Source organism: Stenotrophomonas sp. STEN029 (genome assembly GCF_056760015.1).
Window position 1 is genome coordinate 1 of sequence record NZ_JBRREC010000100.1, and the last position, 17,500, is coordinate 17,500.

Consider the following 17,500-nt stretch of genomic DNA (forward strand, 5'->3'; position numbering starts at 1 on the left):
GGGGCTGTTGACGGAGAGCCTGAAAGTTCGCCGGGGCATTGCTCCCGGGTGCGCTGCGCTTACCCGGGCTACAGGCCGCGCGCTGCCCGCACGGGACTTTCGCGTTTCCGTTTGAAGCAGCGTGCTGGCCAGGAAGCTCTTGCCGATGTATTGCCGACAAGGAATACGGGCGTGCAAGCAGCGCTTAGGCGGTGAGCCGGTCGCTTGAGCTGAGGCATGTGGTGAGCAAGGGTTGTCAGCATCGATATTGGCAAAGATGCGTTGATGCACGCGGTGCACGCTTCCCTGACTGATTGATTGGGGAGTTATGACGGCGACGGGGACAGTGGTTTCAGTAGTACGCCGATGGGAGCGTGCAATCCGCCTGCCTACTGTCTGCAGGCGGATTGGCGAAAGGGGGCCGGTCCGGAGTGTTCTGCCAGGGTATGGGCGTGTTGAGCAAGCTGGGCATATCGGGTAGGACCGGCGCCGCGCATGCGGCAACTTCCATGCAGAAGGGTTCAACAATGTCATCCATTTCGCGTCGTACGCTTCGCCGTGGGTTCGTGGCAGTTGGCACTGCTTCGCTGTTTCCCCTGCTGTTGTGCAAGTCGGCCTTGGCCGGCGAAGTGCACCTTGCAGGCCTGGACTCCGCACCTGCGCATCAACGCTTCATCGTCAAGCTCCGCCCGGACATGACTCGGATTGAAAGCAAGGTCGCGCTGGGCAACGCCTTGGCCTCTGCCGCACGTGCGCTGCCGGTGCGCGCAGGCAAAACAGGCACCCTGCAGCACCTGCGCCGGTTGGCGGTTGGTGCGGACGTGGTGCAGGTGGATACCCCGCTGGATCGCATCGAGGCGCAAGCGCTGATGCATCGTTTGGCTGCCGATCGCAATGTCGACCATGTCGAGCTTGATCGACGCCACACCATAGCTGCCATCCCGAACGACCCGCGGTTCGGCGAGCAATGGGGGCTGTCCGGAACCTATGGCATCAACGCCACCGAGGCTTGGGAAAATGCGAGCGGGGCGGGTGTGGTGGTGGCGGTACTGGATACCGGTATTGCCAGCCACAGCGACCTGAATGCCAATGTTCTGCCTGGCTATGACTTCATTGATGATATCGAGGTGGCCAATGATGGCGATGGTCGAGATGACGATGCAAGCGACCCTGGGGACTGGGTGACGGCCAACCAATGTGGTGGCAGCCACGGCGCGCAGAACTCCAGTTGGCATGGTACCCACGTAGCCGGCACCATCGCTGCAGTGGCCAACAACAGCAAGGGTGTGGCCGGCGTTGCACCTGGCGCCAGGATCGTACCGGTACGCGTGCTGGGTCGCTGTGGTGGCTATACCTCGGATATTGCCGATGCCATTGTCTGGGCCGCTGGCGGACACGTGCCCGGCGTACCTGCAAATGCCAATCCGGCAGAGGTCATCAATCTCAGCCTTGGCGGTGCTGGTACCTGTGGCAGCACCATGCAGAACGCGATCAACAGCGCGACAGGCAAGGGCGCGACCCTGGTCATTGCGGCTGGCAACAGCAACAGCAACGTGGGCAATGCCTCGCCTGCCAACTGCAACAATGTCATCGCGGTTGCTGCCAGTGACAGCGCTGGCAAACGTTCGGTCTGGAGCAGCAGCCAGCAGTCAAACCATGGCCCACTGGTGGACGTCGCAGCGCCGGGCAGCTCCATTCTCTCCACGCTCAACAATGGCAGCAAGGGGCCGGCGGGCGAGAGCTACGCCTCCTATGGTGGAACCTCGATGGCGGCGCCGCATGTGGCTGGCGTGGTGGCGCTGGTGCAGCAGGTATCCAATCCCGTGCGTACGCCAACGGAGATTGAAGCCTTGATCAAGGCGACGGTGAGTCCTTTTCCAGCTGCACCTGACCGGGATATCGGCGCCGGCATCGTCAATGCGCAAGCGGCTGTGGCCGTAGCCTTGGGTGGCCCGCTGCCACCGGAGCCGGAGCCAGACCCTGCGACTGAGCTGGAGAATGATGTGGCGCTGGCCGGCTTGGCAGGCAGCAAGGGTAGCAACCGTTATTACAGCGTGCGGGTACCTGCGGGGGCATCGAATCTACTGATCAGCATTGCCGGAGGCAATGGCGACGCGGACCTGTACGTGCGCGCTACCAGTCGTCCCACCGCCTCCACCTACGATTGCCGTCCGTTCAGTGCAGGCAATGCCGAGAGTTGCAGCATTCCCGTTCCTGTAGCGGGCACTTACCACGTCATGCTGACCGGCTACTCGGCGTACTCGGCCGTGCGTTTGAAGGCGAGTTGGGGGCTGCTGCCGGCGCAGACCTATAGCAGCAGCGAGGGGCTGGACATACTCGACAACGACACGGTGGAAAGTGCGATCAACGTATCCGGGCGTACCGCCAACGCACCGGCAGCCACCCCGGTAACGGTGGATATCAGCCATAGCTGGCGGGGCGACCTGAAGGTGGAGCTGCTCGCGCCTGGCGGCCGCGCCTATCTGCTGAGCAACTACGAAGGAGGCAGTGCCGATGACATCAAGCAGACCTTCGAGGTCGATCTGTCCAGGGAGGCCTTGAATGGCGCCTGGAGGCTGCGCGTCAACGACAAGGCCAGTGGTGATACCGGGCGACTGAATGGCTGGTCGATCACCTTCTAGTGCAAGGCAACGCCCGTCAGCGTGGATGGGGCCGGTGCTGTCGCCGGACGCATGCCGGTGAGGGCACTCAGTCCTCGCAGATATCGGCGCAACTGGCCTGCAGAACCTGCAAGGCGTCGGCCGGGGCGATATCCAGCAGCAGGCCGCGTTGGCCCGCGTTGATATACAGCGTGTCGTGCTGCGCGGCGCTGGCGGCGAACACCACCTTGGCCGGCCGCTGCTGTGCAAAAGGACTGATGCCGCCGACCTTGTAGCCGCTGCGCTTTTCGGCTTCGGGGATATCCATCATCTGCGCGTGCTTGCCGCCGCAATGGGCGGCAAGCTTCTTCAGTGACAGGCGCTGATCGGAGGGAATCACCGCGATCAGCGGCTGCTTGTCCACCCACGCCATCAGCGTCTTGAACATACGCTGCGGGGCAATGCCCAGCGCCTGCGCTGCCGCCAGCCCCTTGCTGTCGACATCGGCCGAATAGTCATAGGCATGCACGCCATGGGCGATGCCTGCCTTGTCCAATGCGGCGGTGGCGCGGGTGCTTTTTGCCACTTACAGCGATTCGAAGCGGTTGGCGTCGACGTTCTTGCGGACCTTCTCCGGATTCCAGATGCGGCCGTTCATGGCGATGTAGACGCCTTCCGGCAGCGACTGCACCGCGCCGATCGCGCAGCCGATGTTGAACTCGGCATCGGAACCGCGGAAACGTGCCGGGCTGAGCGCGCCGGTCATCACGATGGTCTTGCCGGGGATGGTCGCCAGCACCTTGCCGGTGGCGACCATCGAGTCGGTGCCGTGGGTGACCAGTACGTGGCGGGTTGGCTGCGCGGCGATGGTGGCGCGGATCAGTTCGCGGTCGTCGTCGCTGATGTGCAGCGAGTCCTTGCGCAGGATCGGGATCACATTGAAACGGAAGGTCACGCCCAGCTCGCGCAGGATCATACCGATCTGCGGATCACCGATCTGGTAATCGGACTTGTCGTCGAAGTAGATCTTGTCGATCGTGCCACCGGTGGTGACGATCAGGAGTTCTTCCATCATTGCGGTAAATCCTTGCGGTGACTGCCAGCGGCACGGGCCGCGATGCTGCGAATGATAATGCCGCAGGCTGCGCCGGGCCACGTCAGGTCACATAGGTAGAGCCGAACCATGCTCGGCTGGGGCTTGCCCAGGACCGGATCAGCTGTGGTTGTGGGAGCGGCGTAAGCCGCGAAGCCGGTGGCCCATCGGATCACCAGCTTGCCTGCAGTTTCGGTGATGTCAGCTTCGCGGCTGGCGCCGCTCCCCCAAACTGTGGATTGTCGGTAACGCCCCAGCCGAGCATGGCTCGGCTCTACAGGGGGGGCGGTAACGCCCCAACCGGGCTGGGGCTACCGGGCTTTCTTGGCCGCAAAACGGGCGCGCATGCCGGGAACGCTGACCAGGGCCACGATCAGCAGCGCCAACAGGATCTCAACCCACGCGTAGAGTGCGGTCTCGCGGTGGCTCCAGGCGCTCATCACGCCGTGGCTGAACCAGAACAGCGCCAATACCCCTGCCCAGAAGCGCGCGACCGCGCGCTGTGCCAGTACGCCCAGTAGCAACAGTACCGGCGGCGCCACGAACACCAAGGCCACTGCCAGCAGGTGGCGGTCGGCGCGGAACCACCACGCATACAGGCCGGCCAACAGCGCCAATGCCAAGGCCAGGATCAGGTCGCGGCTGCGGCCGCTCATTGCGCCAGGCGCCGGGCGATATCGGCCACCCGTCGGCCCAATGCCCGCGCCAGCACCGCCTCATCGTCGGTGGGTTGCGGATCATCCTGGCTGCCGGCTACATGGCTGGCGCCATATGGCGTGCCGCCGCTGCTGGTGTGACTCAGTGCCGGCTCGGTGAAGGGGATGCCGACGATCAGGCAGCCGTGGTGCAGCAGCGGCAGGTGCATCGACAACAGCGTCGATTCCTGGCCGCCATGCATCGAGGCGGTGGAAGTGAATACCGCCGCCGGCTTGCCGGCCAACGTGCCGTTCACCCATTCCGCGCCCAGGCCGTCGAGGAAGTGCTTGACCGGCGCGGCCATGTTGCCGAAGCGGGTAGGGCTGCCGAGCACGATGCCATCGCATTCGGCCAGATCGGCGATGTCCACATAGGGGGCGCCGTCCTCTGGTACTGGCGGGGCACTGGTCTGGGTGACGGCGGCGACCGGTGGCACCGTGCGCAGGCGGGCGCTCATGCCCGGCACCTCGCCGATACCGCGGGCGATCTGCCGCGCCAGCCGGGCCACCGAACCGCCACGGCTGTAGTAAAGCACCAGGATTTCCGCCATCGCAGCATTCGCTCACTCTTACAGGAACCGGCAGTATCAACGATGCGGGCCGCGCTTTGCATCGGGTACCCTTGCCGAATGGAACCTTTGGATTCACTCAACCTATGGATGGAGCGCCTGCGTGACCGGGCGCGCAACGTCAGCTTCGGTCGCTTCCTGTGGAAGCGCTTCCTCGACGACCGTCTGTTCCAGGCCGCCGGTTCGCTGGCCTACACCACGGTGTTCGCACTGGTGCCGTTGGCGATTGTCGTGTTCGGGGTGCTGTCGGCGTTTCCGATGTTCGATCGTTGGAGCGAGGCGCTGAGCGACTATGTGTTCTCCAATTTCGTGCCCTCGGCGGCACGTGCGGCCGAAGGCTATCTGAAACAGTTCTCGGCCAGCGCCGGGCAGCTGACCGCTGCCGGTTTCCTGGCCTTGGTGGTGTCGTTGCTGATCACCCTCAACAGCGTCGAGCAGACCTTCAACCGGATCTGGCGGGTGGCTTCGGCGCGGCCGCAGCTGACCCGCTTCCTGGTCTATTGGACGGTGTTGACCCTGGGCGCCTTGCTGGCCGCCGCCTCGTTGGCGATCTCGGCCAAAGTGTTGTCGCTGCCCTTGTTCGGCACCACCGAGGGCCGCTGGCTGGCCGATCTTGGCCTGCGCCTGACACCGGTACTGATCGAATTTGTCTGCGTGGTGCTGATCTACCGGGTAGTGCCACACCACACGGTGAAGTGGCGCCACGCCATTCCAGGCGCGCTGCTCGCGGTGCTGATGCTGGAGCTGGTGAAGTGGGGCATGGGCCTGTACCTGGGCAGCTTCCAGTCCTATCAGAAGCTCTATGGCACGGTGGCCTTCGTGCCTATCCTGTTGCTGTGGATCTACCTGAGCTGGGTGTCGGTACTGCTGGGCGCGTCACTGGCCTCGTCGATCGCCGCCTTCCGCTATCAACCAGCGGCAATGCGGCTGCCGCAGGGCTGCGAACTCTATGGCCTGCTGCGTCTGCTGGGACGTTTCCGCGAGGCGCGGCAGCGAGGGCAGGGGCTGGATGAAGACCAGCTGTTGCTGCTGGAACCCATGCTCACCGACTCCCTGCTGCAGCAGTTGCTGGAGCAGATGGAAGCTATTGGCGTGCTGCGCCGTGACGAGCGTGGCGAATGGTTGCTGGCGCGCGACCTGGACGGCATCAGTCTGCATGAACTGTACGAAAGCGCGCAGCTGCGAATTCCCGCCGCCGAGGAATACCTGCCGATGCGCGAGGACAGCCTCGGGCAAGCGGCCTGCAATGCCCTGGATCAACTACGTCTGCCGTTGCGCGAACTGCTCAAGCGCCGTGTGGATGACATCTATGTAGAGCGCGGAGAGAGTCGATGATCAAGAAGTTTGTTCCCGTCGCGCTGCTGGCGCTGGCCCTGGCAGCGTGCAAGCCCGAGCAGGCACCTGTCGCCGCACCGGCTGCCGCACCCGAGACACCGGCCGCGCCCGAGACGACCCAGCCCGGCGTGGTCCAGCAGACGGTGGAAGTGCCGCAGCTGCAGGTGCCAACCGTGGATGGCAAGACCTATGACCTGGCCAGTCACCGTGGGCAGTGGGTGGTGGTGAACTTCTGGGCCACCTGGTGCGCGCCCTGCCTGCAGGAAATGCCGGAGTTGTCGGCGCTGCATGCCATGCGCAGCAATGTGGAAGTGGTTGGCCTGGCCTATGAGGACATCGAGCTGGACGAGATGCAGGCCTTCCTGAAGGAGCATCCGGTGGCCTATCCGATCGCCATCATCGACACCTTCAGCCCACCCAAGGATTTCGCGACGCCGCGTGGCTTGCCGATGACCTACCTGATCGGGCCGGACGGCAAGGTCGCCAGGCAGTTCCTGGGGCCGGTGAATGCGCAGGAGATCGAGCAGGCGATTGTGGCTGCCGGGGGTAAGGCGGTTTAAAGGGTTCGCTGCGCGAAAGGGAGGGGGCTGTTCTCGGCATCTGTCAGATGGCCGCGGTGCCGCTGCTACTCCCTCCCCTTCGCGCAGCGAAGGGGAGGGTTGGGGAGGGGTAGCTTTTCAGCTCTTCGCGCAATCCCAGCTTCGCGGCTTGCGCCGCTCCTGCAGCATCGCTGGGAATGCCGTTGCCGAGCATGGCTCGGCACTACGAGCCGCTCTCCCGTTCACGGGAGAGGGGTTGGGGTGAGGGCAGCCTTTGGGGCATTGCCGGGAAAGCTCCTGCCGAGCATGGCTCGGCACTACATGGTGCTGGACGTGCGCTTTGGCTTGGCGGCTTCTTCATCCACAACGAACGGGGTAATCGGCTTTACCACGCCGTACCTCTCCTTCTTGGGCTTGCCTGGCAGCGGTGGCAGTTCGACCACCGGTTCGTCGATGTGGGTATCCGGCAGGCGATCCAGCAGGTCGCGTATCAGGGTCAGGCGGCCGCGTTTCTGGTCATTGAAGTCCACCAGCGTCCACGGCGCCTGTGTGGTGTGGGTGGCTTCCAGCATGGCTTCGCGGGCCTGCGTGTAGGCGTTGTATTCCTGCCGCGATTTCAGATCGATCGGTGACAGTTTCCAGCCCTTGAGCGGGTCATCGCGGCGCTCGGCAAAGCGCTTTTCCTGCTGCCCCTGGTCCACGCACAGCCAGTACTTGAACAGCAGGATGCCATCGTCGATCAGCAGTTTCTCGAACGCGGGAGCCTGTTTGAGGAAGTCTTTGTACTGTGCATCGGTGCAGTAGCCCATCACCTTTTCAACGCCAGCACGGTTGTACCAGCTGCGGTCCATCAGCACGATCTCGCCGGCGGCGGGCAGGTGTGCGATATGGCGCTGGAAATACCACTGACTGTCTTCCCGTTCGCTGGGCTTGGGCAAGGCCACCACCCGGCACTGGCGTGGGTTGACGTGCTTGGCGATGTCCTGGATGACGCCACCCTTGCCGGCGGTATCGCGGCCTTCGAACAGCACCAGCACGCGCTGCCCGCAGTGCTGGGCCCAGCGGGCCATGTTGGCCAGTTCCAGCTGCATCGGTTCCAGCAATGCTTCGTACTGTTTGCGCTTGAGCTTGCCCATGGTCACTCCTTGTGGAGTGCCGAGCCTAACCCAATCGCATGTCAGTCAATGTCAGCGCCACGCCAGCCGTGGCTGCCGGCCAGCTGCTGCAGCAGCTGGGTCAGGTCGCTGGCGAAGCCGGCCATGTCGAACAGGCTGCTACGCTCGCGGGCTTCGGCCAGCCGCTGGCGCGTGGCCTGCAGGGCGGCAGTATCGTTGCCCAGTGCAATTGCCTTGGCGATGAAGGTCTGGTCGCCGGTGACATTCATGTCATCCATGCCGAGGTGATGGTTGAGGCTGCCCGCCACCCGCGCGGCAAACGTGTTTCCGGGCGCAGTCAACACCGGGCAGCCAGCCCATAGCGCGTCGGAGGCGGTGGTGTGGGCGTTGTACGGATGTGTGTCCAGGAACAGATCGGCATGCTGGTAGCGGGCCAGATACTGCGGATGCGGCAGTTTGCGCATGAACACCAGGCGGGCTGGATCCACGCCGCGCTGACGGGCGACGTCCTGCAGGCGCTGATCCGCCTTGCCTGGGCCGGACAGCAGCCACAGCACGCTGCCGGGCACGCCCAGCAGCACCTGCAGCAGGCGCTCCACACTGCGCGGGTTGAGCTTGTAACTGTTGTTGAAGCAACAGAACACCACGCCGGCTTCCGGCAGGCCACAGTCGCCGCGCGACGGTGGCGACTGAACAATGCGGGTGTTGTCCGAAGGCTGGAAGGCGCGCGGCAGGCGCAGCACCCTTTCGCTGAAGCCTGATTCCAGCGCCGATGGCAGCACGAATCCATCGGCGACGACGTAGTCGATCCACGGCGCGCCGGACGTGCCGGGGTAGGCCAGCCAGTTCAACTGCAGCGGAGCAGGGCGCATGGCCAGTACTTCGGGTGTGCCGCCGCCACCCCAGCCACGCAGGTCGAACAATAGATCGATGCCGGTGTTGCGTATGCGCTGGGCTATCGCCACATGCGGCTGGCCGCTGACGTCGTGCAGTTGCCCGGCAGCGGCCTGCAGGCGTTGGCGGATGCTGCTGCCATCGTCGCGGTTGAGTGCAAACAGGTGGACCTGCAATTGCGGCTGCGCGTGCAGCTGCTCGAGCAGGGCGACCGTCAGCAGCCCGGTCGGGTGCGCGCCGAAGCCGTTGGAAAGAAAGCCGACGCGCAGCGCGCCGTGTGCACGCACCTGCGTTGCAGGCAGGCGCGGAATGGCTTGGGCAAGCACGCCGGCACGTTGTCGCGCACAGGCCAGTTGTTCGGCGGCACTGGCATCCTCGCTGAGGAAGGCGAAGGGCTCCACGGCGGGATTGCCTTGCACTACCGCGCGCCGCACTTGTTGCGAGAGCGCATCGATATCGCGCCAGTCGCAGAGCCGGCGCTGCCAGTTCAGGCGCTGTGCGGCCATATAGGCCTCGTCCGGTGCCAGCGCATGCGCGCGTCGATAGGCGTCGGCGGCGGCTTCGGGCTGGTTGGCATCTTCCAATACGTGTCCCAGCCACAAGGCCATGCCGGGGTGCTGCGGAGCGAGCTGGCAGGCCTGCTGCAGCAGTGCGGCGGCTTCGTCGTGCCTGCCTTGCATCCAACGGGCGCGCCCGAGCCGGGCGAGGGCTTCGGGGTGTTGTGGACGCAGCTGCAGTGCTCTGGATGCAGCTGTTTCACCTGCACGCACATCGCCCGCGCCAAGTTCTGCGTCGGCCAGCATCACCCAGGCGATGAAGTCACCGGGCTGGCGGGTGACGGCATTGCGGAGCTGGTCGCGTTCGTTGAGGGCGTTGGTCATTGTGCTTGCTTTGCTCCCTCCCTTGCGCGTAGGGCTGGGGAGGGGTGGTTTTTGATTTTGCTCTGGGCTGGTGATTAAGGCCAAATCCAGAGGCAGCAGCCAAAGCCAAAGCCAAAGCCAAAGCCAAAGCTCCCCCTCCCCAGCCCTCCCCTATGCTTCGCATAAGGGAGGGAGCAAAGCAGGTGCTGCGTGCTGGAGGGGGTTACGTCCCTTCAGCCAAACGTGCCAGCTCATCGACCTGGTGTTCGTGCTGCAGGCGTGCGATCAGGTCGTCGAGGCCGCCTTCGATGATGTTGGGCAGGTCGTACAGGGTCAGGCCTTCGACGCGGTGGTCGGTGATGCGGCCCTGCGGGAAGCTGTAGGTGCGGATGCGCTGGCTGCGGTCGCCACTGCCTACCTGCAGGCGGCGCGACTCGGCCTGGGCTGCGGCCTGCTTGCTGCGCTCGGCATCCAGCAACTGCGCCTTCAGCCGCTTCATCGCCTTGTCGCGATTGGCGTGCTGGCTGCGCTCGGTCTGGCATTCCACCACCACGCCGGTGGGGACGTGGGTGATGCGGATCGCTGACTCGGTCTTGTTGACGTGCTGGCCGCCGGCGCCGGAGGAACGGAACGTGTCCACCTTCAGATCCGCCGGGTTGATCACCACGTCTTCGACATCGTCGGCTTCGGGGATGATCGCCACCGTTGCTGCCGAGGTGTGGATGCGGCCCTGCGATTCGGTGGCCGGCACGCGCTGCACACGGTGCGTGCCGGATTCGAACTTCAGCTTGGAGTAGGCGCCGCGGCCAACCACGCGTGCCACGATCTCCTTGTAGCCGCCATGTTCGCCGGGGTTATCGGATTCGATTTCCACCTTCCAGCCCTGGCGCTCGGCATAGCGGGCGTACATGCGGAACAGGTCGCCGGCAAAAATCGCTGCCTCGTCGCCGCCGGTGCCGGCGCGCACTTCCAGGAACAGGTTGCCTTCATCGCGCGGGTCACGCGGCACCAGCAGCAGCGCCAGTTCCTCGTCCAATGCCTGCAGGCGGGCCTGGGCAGCGCTGATTTCTTCCTCGGCCAGCTCGCGCAGTTCCGGGTCGTTGCGCATGGCTTCGGCCGAGGCCAGGTCTTCCAGCGCACGGGTTTCGTTCGCCAATGCAGTGGCGATGGGTTCCAGTTGCGAGAACTCACGGGAAAAATTGCGGAAACGCTCGTTGTCGGCGACCACATCGGGGTCGGAAAGCAGGCGTTCCAGTTCTTCTCGGCGCTCGGCCAGTGCCAGCAGCTTACGGCGCAGGGTCGGCGTCATCATTCCTCGCAGCGGGGTGGTGATACCCGGGGGTGGCCGGGAACAGGCGCTCGGCGGCGCGGGTGAGATCGGTATCGCCATCCTGCGCGGCTTGGCGCAGGGCGGCGGTGGGTGGATGCAGCAGGCGGTTGGTCAGGCCGTGCGCCAACTGCTCCAGTACTTCGTCGGGGAGTTTGCCATGGGCCAGCTGTTGCCGGGCCTTGGCCAGCAATTCGGCGCGGGTGGCCTCGCCGAACGCGCGCAGTTGCCGGATCGGCGCCTGCAGGCGAGTGGCGCGCAGGTTCTCCAGGTAACGGGTGACCTGCAGGTCGATGATGGATTCGGCCTCGGCGGCGGCCTCGCGGCGGCCGCGGCGGTTTTCTTCCACGGCCCGCTCCAGGTCATCCACGGTGTACAGGTAGGCATCGGCCAGCGTGCCAACCTCGGCGTCGATATCGCGCGGCACGGCCAGGTCGAACAGCAGCATCGGCTTGTGCCGGCGCAGGCGCAGCGCGTTGGCGACCTGGCGGTGCAGGATCACCGGCTCGCGCGCGGCGGTGGCCGAGAACACCACGTCGGCTTCGCCCAGATGGCGCTCCAGCTCGGTCAAGGGCAGCGCCACGCCGCCGTGCCGGCTGGCCAGGTCCTGGGCATTGGCCAGGGTGCGGTTGGCGATGAGCAGGCGCTTCACCTTGGCATCGCTCAGATGCTTGGCGACCAGCTCCATGGTTTCGCCGGCACCGACCAGCAGCACGGTGGATTCATCCATGCGCGCAAACGAGTCCTGCGCCAGCCGCACCGCGGTGGAAGCCACCGAGATTGGATTGGCGCCGACGCGGGTGTCGGTGCGGGCACGCTTGGCCACGGAGAAGGTCTGCTGGAACAACCGGTCCAATTGTTGCCCGATTGCGCCGCTGTCGTGGGCCAGCGCCCAGGCATCTTTCACCTGGCCCAGGATCTGCGGCTCGCCCAGCACCATCGAGTCCAGGCCAGTTGCGACCCGGAACAGATGGCGCACGGCCTCAGCGTCGCTGTGCTGGTAGAGGTAGCCCTGCAGGCTGCCGGCGTGGTGCTCCAGCCAGTGGCTCAAGGCCTTGCTGTCCTCGGCAACGGCATACAACTCGGTGCGGTTGCAGGTGGACAGCAGCACCGCCTCGGCCAGTTGCGGGGTCTGCCGCAATGAATCCATCGCGCGCGGCAGGGCGTCTCCGCCAAAGGCAGCGCGTTCGCGCAGTTCTACCGGCGCAGTCTGGTGATTCAGTCCGAGCACCCACAGGGTCATCTGTTCAGTTGCTTGCGATAAGCTGCTGGCTGTTGAAGGCCGCCATTTTACGGCCCGGTTGCGTCAGATGCCCGTATTCAATCGCATATGCACCGTTCTGTTGCTTTCCCTGCCGGTTTTTCCGGTGCTGGCGGCCCCGGTTGCGCCGGTCCAGGCGCCATTGGCGGCCGAAGGCCTGCCGCTGACCCCGGTGCTGGCCGGCGAATTCTCGCTGCAGGCCGGCAAGTTGCCCGATGCCGCCCGCTGGTATCTGCAGGCGGCCCAGGAAGCCAAGGGCGACGTGGGCCTGGCTGAACGCGCCACCCGCATCGCCATGCTGGCCGATGATGCCGACCGAGCCGAACAGGCGCTGGCGCTGTGGGCGCAGCGTGACCCTGGTTCGGTCGCGGTGCGCGGCACCCGTGGTGCGCTGGCCATGCGCAATGGCGATGCCAGGCTGGCCCGCAAGGAGTTGTTGGCGGTGCTGCGCTCTGCTGAGCCGCGCGCCTGGCGCTATGCGCTGCTGGCGCTGGCTACTGGTGGCCGCGACCCGGCGGTGCCGGCACAGGTGCTGGGCATGCTGGTGGACGCCAATGCGATCCCCAATGATCTGGAGGCCTGGCAGGAGTTCGGCAGGCTGGCCCTGCGCATGGAGCGGCCGGAGTTGTCGCGGCGCATGGTCGGCGAGGTGGTCCGGCGCTTCCCGGACGAGCCGCGGGTGGCGCTGTTGCATGCCTCCCAACTCAACCAGGCCGGCAAGAAGGACGAGGCGCTGGCCCTGCTAAAGGGCATCGAGCCCAGGGCCGAGAAGGACGAGGAGCTGCGTGGTGCGTTGGCCATCGCCTATGACACGCTGGGTGAAACCGCCGCAGCCGAGCATGTGCTGTCGATAGGTGAGCAGAACCTGCAGAGCTGGGGCATGCGTGCCTCGCTGCTGGCCAAGCAGAAGGACGATGCGGGCCTGTTGGCGCTGTATCAGGACATCGCGGCCAAGGCCAGCAAGCCTGATCCCGACCAGCGCCTGCTGCTGGGCAAGATCGCCGAGTACCTGAAGCGCTACCAGGAAGCCGTGGATTGGTATCACGGCGTGCCCGGTGGCGAGCATCGCGGTGAGGCCCAGCTGCGTGCGGTCAATGCGCTGCACCTGATGGGCGACAAGGCGCGCGCTGCCAAGGAAGTGCAGTCGATCCAGGCCGATGCCTCGCTTGACGACGATGTACGCCGTGACGCCTATCTGCTCGAATCCGAGCTGCAGCTGCGTGATGGCGAAACCAAGGCCGAGTTCGATGTGCTGGCCCGTGGCCTGGCTGCGTTCCCGGATGACAGTGCCTTGCTGTACGCCCGCGCGCTGGCCTGGGAGCGCAACGACAATGTGCCGCGCGCCGAGGCTGACCTGCGCAAGGTGCTGGTGGCCGAGCCGGAGAACGTGGCGGCGCTGAACGCGCTGGGCTACACCTTGGCCGACCGCACCCAGCGCTACCAGGAGGCATTGGATCTGATCGACCGTGCGCGCGTCGCCGAGCCGGACAATGCGGCCATCGTCGACAGCTATGGCTGGGTGCTGTATCGGCTGGGTCGCAACGACGAGGCGCTGGTGCATCTGCGCCGCGCCTGGGGCTTGAACAAGGACCCGGAAATCGCCGCGCATGTGGGCGAGGTGCTGTGGGTGCTGGGGCAGAAAGACGAAGCCCGGCGCTACTTCGACGAGGCCCGCAAGTTGGATCCGGATAACCGCGCACTGCAGCGTGCGATCGAAAAGTTGGGTGTATGAACGTAATGATGTGGCGGGCGCCGTTGGCGCTGCTGGTGGTAGGCACGCTCGCGGCCTGTGGTTCGGTGCCCAAGCGCCAGGCGGCGCCGGTAGCGGCTGAAGTAGCGCAGGTGTCGGCGCAGGCACAGGCGGCGGAGCAGCAGCGGCAAACCGCCTTGCGGGCGCAGCCGGACTGGTCGTTCCAGGGCCGGGTGGCGATCAGCAAGGGGCGCAACGGCGGCAACGGCCGGATCGACTGGCTGCAGCAGGGGCCTGTCTATCAGGTCAGCCTGGCTGCACCAGTGACTCGCCAGAGCTGGCAACTCAGTGGTGGTGAGCCCGGCCAGGCGGTGCGTCTGGAGGGACTTGATGGCGGGCCGCGCACGGCCGATGACGCCGGCCAGCTGCTGTTGCAGGCCACTGGCTGGGAAATCCCGGTCGCCCAGCTGGCCGACTGGGTGCGTGGTCTGCCAAGTGCGGGCGCAAGCCCGGAGCACCTCGGCTTTGACGCCGAAGGCCGGCCACGGGTACTGCGCCAGCAGGGCTGGCAGGTGGATTACCTGGACTGGTACCCGGCCGAGGCCGGGCGTCCGTCGCTGCCGCGCCGGATCGAGGCGGTCAATGGCGATGCCAAGGTCCGCCTGATCGTGGATGAATGGGGTGCGGACGCGCCATGACTGCCGTTGTTGACGAAGCGGGCTGGTCGTACTGGCCGGCCCCGGCCAAGTTGAACCTGTTTCTACATATCACCGGCCGTCGCGCGGATGGCTACCACGTGCTGCAGACCGTATTCCGGCTGCTGGATTGGGGCGATCGCATCGGGCTGCGTCTGCGTGAAGATGGTCAGGTGCATCGGCACGGGCCATCGGTGGCTGGTGTAGCCGAGGCTGATGATCTGGTGGTTCGTGCGGCCATCGCGCTGAAAAATGCCACCAATTGCGGCAAAGGTGTCGATATCCGGGTCGAAAAGCGGATCCCTGCCGGTGGCGGCTTTGGCGGTGGCTCATCCGATGCGGCAACCGTGCTGGTGGCGCTGAATGCGCTATGGGGCACTGGTCTGGACGAGGACGCGCTGGCTGCACTTGGTGTCAGCCTAGGCGCCGATGTACCGGTATTCGTGCGCGGGCGCAGCGCCTGGGCCGAAGGTGTGGGCGAATTGCTGACGCCGATGGAATTGCCGGAAGCATGGTATTTGCTGGTGGATCCGGGCGTTCATGTGCCCACGGCTGAACTTTTCCGTTCACAGCATTTGACGCGGGATGCCAAGCCCGTGAAAATAGCGGACTTCGCTTCCGGGACCGTCCTCGGAAATGCGTTCGAGCCGGTACTACGGCGCCAGGAACCTGCCATCGAGGCGACGTTCCAGGCCTTGTCAGGTATTGGTCGGGCACGACTCACGGGGTCGGGAAGCGGTTGTTTCGTCGAGTTCGCCACGCGCGCTGCTGCAGAGCAGGCCTTGGCGGAGTTGCCGCCGCAACTGCGAGCATGGGTAGCTGCGGGTGTTGATCGCTCGCCACTGCTGGATGCGCTGGATACGACGGGAATTGTTTGATGCAGGGGCGTCGCCAAGAGGCCCAAGGCACCAGGTTTTGATCCTGGCATTCGTAGGTTCGAATCCTACCGCCCCTGCCACACACTCCCAACGCTGTAAGCGCAATGGATGTGCGCCAGTCACACCTGCGCCATCACTGCAGTACTCACGTTTCCATTTGCTACTCGCCCCCGCCCGAGAGAGCTGTCATGCAAGATTCCCCGAACCTGCTGGTCTTTTCCGGCAATGCCAATAAACCTCTTGCACAGAGCATCTGCAAGGAACTCGGGGTTAGGCCGGGCAAGGCGCTGGTTTCCAAGTTCTCCGACGGTGAAGTACAGGTCGAGATCCAGGAAAACGTGCGCAAGCAGGACGTTTTCGTCGTTCAGCCGACCGGTGCTCCCAGCGCCGAGAACCTGATGGAACTGCTGGTGATCATCGACGCGCTCAAGCGCGCGAGCGCCGCATCCGTCACCGCGGTGGTGCCGTACTTCGGTTACGCCCGCCAGGATCGCCGCATGCGCTCCTCGCGCGTGCCGATCACCGCGAAGGTTGCTGCAAAGATGTTCTCGGCCGTGCATACCGACCAGATCCTCACGGTCGACCTGCACGCCGATCAGATCCAGGGTTTCTTCGACATGCCGGTCGATAATGTCTATGCGTCGCCGCTGCTGCTGGCCGACATCTGGCGTGTCTACGGCACCGACAACCTGATCGTGGTCAGCCCGGACGTCGGCGGCGTGGTACGCGCCCGCGCCGTGGCAAAGCGCCTGGATGATGCCGACCTGGCCATCATCGACAAGCGCCGTCCGCGTGCCAACGTCGCCACCGTGATGAACATCATCGGTGACGTCGAGGGCAAGACTTGCGTGATGGTCGACGACATCGTCGACACCGCCGGCACCCTGTGTGCTGCCGCTGCCGCTCTCAAGGCGCGCGGTGCACTGAAGGTCGCCGCGTACTGCACCCACGCCGTGCTCTCGGGCCCGGCGGTGGACAATCTGAACAACTCCCAGCTCGACGAGCTGGTGGTGACCGACACGATTCCGCTTTCCGAAGTGGCCCGCGTCTGTCCCAAGATCCGCCAGATCAGCGTGGCCGAAATGCTGGCCGAGACGATGCGTCGCATCGCCTTCGGTGAGTCGGTCAGCTCGATGTACGTGGATTGATGCATCCGGTCCCCGGCTTGCCGGGGATCATCACGGGCTCTTCTGGTCGCGGAAGAGTCTTTACGCAACGCCGCGAGGCGATGCAACAACCTAGAGTAGTCAACAATGGCAAATTCCCACGAAATCAAAGTCGCCCGTCGTGACGTGCAAGGTCAGGGTGCGAGCCGCCGCCTGCGTCACGAAGGCGTGGTCCCGGGTATCGTTTACGGTGGTGACAAGGAGCCGGTGAAGGTCCAGTTCAACCACAACGAAATCTGGCTGGCCCAGTTCAACGATTGGTTCTACTCGTCGATCATCGACCTGAACCTCGACGGCACCATCCACAAGGTGCTGCTGCGTGACATGCAGCGTCACCCGTACAAGCAGCTGGTCATGCACCTGGATTTCCAGCGCGTGAACGAAAATGAAGTGCTGCACGCTTCGGTGCCGCTGACCTTCATCAACGAAGACACCTCGCCGGCTGGCAAGGCTGCCGACGTGCTGGTCACCCACGAACTGAAGGAAGTGTCGATCGCTTGCTTGCCGAAGGACCTGCCGGAGTCGATCGAAGTCGACCTGGGCGAGCTGAAGGCTGGCGACATCATCTACCTGTCGGGCCTGAAGCTGCCGGCTGGCGTGGAAATTCCGGCTCTGAAGCTGGGCAAGGGCCATGACGACGCTGTTGTCATCGCCAAGACCGCCGCTGCAGAAGAAGCAGCAGCCGAGTAATCGGCCATGTCGCGGGGGGGGGGGGGGGGGGGGGGCGGGCGTTTGCTGGTAATGCCCCTGCCGAGTATGGCTCGGCACTACGCTGTGCTCCCTCCCTTTCGCGTAGCGAAGGAG

General features: G+C 64.9%; 16 protein-coding genes and 1 tRNA gene. 9 read left to right on the plus strand and 8 right to left on the minus strand.

What is annotated here, in order from left to right; genetic code table 11:
• The first annotated feature begins 506 nt into the window (after positions 1–506).
• Positions 507–2,621: a S8 family serine peptidase gene (locus ACVOLI_RS17770; RefSeq protein ID WP_481615394.1), complete on the plus strand. Its 2,115-nt coding sequence runs from the start codon at positions 507–509 to the stop codon at positions 2,619–2,621.
• A gap of 67 nt (positions 2,622–2,688) precedes the next feature.
• Here the strand turns inward: ACVOLI_RS17770 and ybaK are convergent, their stop codons facing one another.
• From ybaK to wrbA, 4 genes are all read right to left on the minus strand, one after another.
• Entirely contained in the window at positions 2,689–3,165 is a 477-nt protein-coding gene (ybaK, locus tag ACVOLI_RS17775; protein ID WP_481615395.1) for a Cys-tRNA(Pro) deacylase, read from the minus strand.
• Positions 3,166–3,651 carry an asparaginase domain-containing protein gene (locus ACVOLI_RS17780; protein WP_282267147.1) on the minus strand — a complete coding sequence of 162 codons (486 nt, stop codon included), beginning with the start codon at positions 3,649–3,651 and terminating at the stop codon, positions 3,166–3,168.
• A 332-nt stretch (positions 3,652–3,983) separates the two neighbouring features.
• On the minus strand, positions 3,984–4,328 hold the full coding sequence (locus ACVOLI_RS17785; RefSeq protein WP_481615396.1) for a DUF2069 domain-containing protein: 345 nt from the start codon (positions 4,326–4,328) through the stop codon (positions 3,984–3,986).
• On the minus strand, positions 4,325–4,918 hold the full coding sequence (wrbA, locus tag ACVOLI_RS17790) for an NAD(P)H:quinone oxidoreductase (protein WP_282267116.1): 594 nt from the start codon (positions 4,916–4,918) through the stop codon (positions 4,325–4,327). Before wrbA ends, ACVOLI_RS17785 begins: the two co-directional genes overlap by 4 nt.
• A gap of 78 nt (positions 4,919–4,996) precedes the next feature.
• Between wrbA and ACVOLI_RS17795 the strand changes: the two genes are divergently transcribed.
• A complete protein-coding gene (locus ACVOLI_RS17795; RefSeq protein ID WP_481615397.1) occupies positions 4,997–6,271 on the plus strand; it encodes a YihY family inner membrane protein in 1,275 nt (424 codons plus the stop codon).
• Entirely contained in the window at positions 6,268–6,831 is a 564-nt protein-coding gene (locus ACVOLI_RS17800) for a TlpA family protein disulfide reductase (protein WP_481615398.1), read from the plus strand. The genes ACVOLI_RS17795 and ACVOLI_RS17800 overlap by 4 nt, the downstream gene beginning before the upstream one ends.
• A 296-nt stretch (positions 6,832–7,127) precedes the next feature.
• Here the strand turns inward: ACVOLI_RS17800 and ppk2 are convergent, their stop codons facing one another.
• The 4 genes from ppk2 to hemA all read right to left on the minus strand — a co-directional run bounded on the left by ppk2 (position 7,128) and on the right by hemA (position 12,249).
• Positions 7,128–7,946, minus strand: coding sequence for a polyphosphate kinase 2 (ppk2, locus tag ACVOLI_RS17805; protein ID WP_481615399.1), 819 nt, complete (start codon positions 7,944–7,946; stop codon positions 7,128–7,130).
• A gap of 41 nt (positions 7,947–7,987) precedes the next feature.
• Positions 7,988–9,700: an O-linked N-acetylglucosamine transferase, SPINDLY family protein gene (locus tag ACVOLI_RS17810; protein ID WP_481615400.1), complete on the minus strand. Its 1,713-nt coding sequence runs from the start codon at positions 9,698–9,700 to the stop codon at positions 7,988–7,990.
• 202 nt (positions 9,701–9,902) lie between these two features.
• Positions 9,903–10,988 (minus strand): peptide chain release factor 1, encoded by a 1,086-nt coding sequence (prfA, locus tag ACVOLI_RS17815; RefSeq protein ID WP_481548073.1) that lies wholly within the window; start codon positions 10,986–10,988, stop codon positions 9,903–9,905.
• Positions 10,966–12,249, minus strand: coding sequence for a glutamyl-tRNA reductase (gene hemA, locus ACVOLI_RS17820; protein ID WP_296252472.1), 1,284 nt, complete (start codon positions 12,247–12,249; stop codon positions 10,966–10,968). Before hemA ends, prfA begins: the two co-directional genes overlap by 23 nt.
• Before the next feature lie 67 nt (positions 12,250–12,316).
• Between hemA and ACVOLI_RS17825 the strand changes: the two genes are divergently transcribed.
• From ACVOLI_RS17825 to ACVOLI_RS17850, 6 genes are all read left to right on the plus strand, one after another.
• The gene (locus ACVOLI_RS17825) at positions 12,317–13,999 is read left to right on the plus strand and encodes a tetratricopeptide repeat protein (protein ID WP_481615401.1); all 1,683 of its coding nucleotides are present in this window, start codon (positions 12,317–12,319) and stop codon (positions 13,997–13,999) included.
• On the plus strand, positions 13,996–14,655 hold the full coding sequence (gene lolB, locus ACVOLI_RS17830) for a lipoprotein insertase outer membrane protein LolB (protein ID WP_481615402.1): 660 nt from the start codon (positions 13,996–13,998) through the stop codon (positions 14,653–14,655). Before ACVOLI_RS17825 ends, lolB begins: the two co-directional genes overlap by 4 nt.
• Complete coding sequence (gene ispE / locus ACVOLI_RS17835) at positions 14,652–15,530, plus strand: 4-(cytidine 5'-diphospho)-2-C-methyl-D-erythritol kinase (protein ID WP_481615403.1); 879 nt, start codon at positions 14,652–14,654, stop codon at positions 15,528–15,530. The genes lolB and ispE overlap by 4 nt, the downstream gene beginning before the upstream one ends.
• Positions 15,531–15,533: 3 nt before the next feature.
• A tRNA-Gln gene (locus tag ACVOLI_RS17840) sits at positions 15,534–15,610 on the plus strand.
• 108 nt (positions 15,611–15,718) lie between these two features.
• Positions 15,719–16,678, plus strand: a complete 960-nt coding sequence (locus ACVOLI_RS17845; RefSeq protein WP_282267136.1) for a ribose-phosphate diphosphokinase — start codon at positions 15,719–15,721, stop codon at positions 16,676–16,678.
• 105 nt (positions 16,679–16,783) lie between these two features.
• On the plus strand, positions 16,784–17,386 hold the full coding sequence (locus tag ACVOLI_RS17850) for a 50S ribosomal protein L25/general stress protein Ctc (protein ID WP_282267139.1): 603 nt from the start codon (positions 16,784–16,786) through the stop codon (positions 17,384–17,386).
• Positions 17,387–17,500 lie beyond the last annotated feature (114 nt).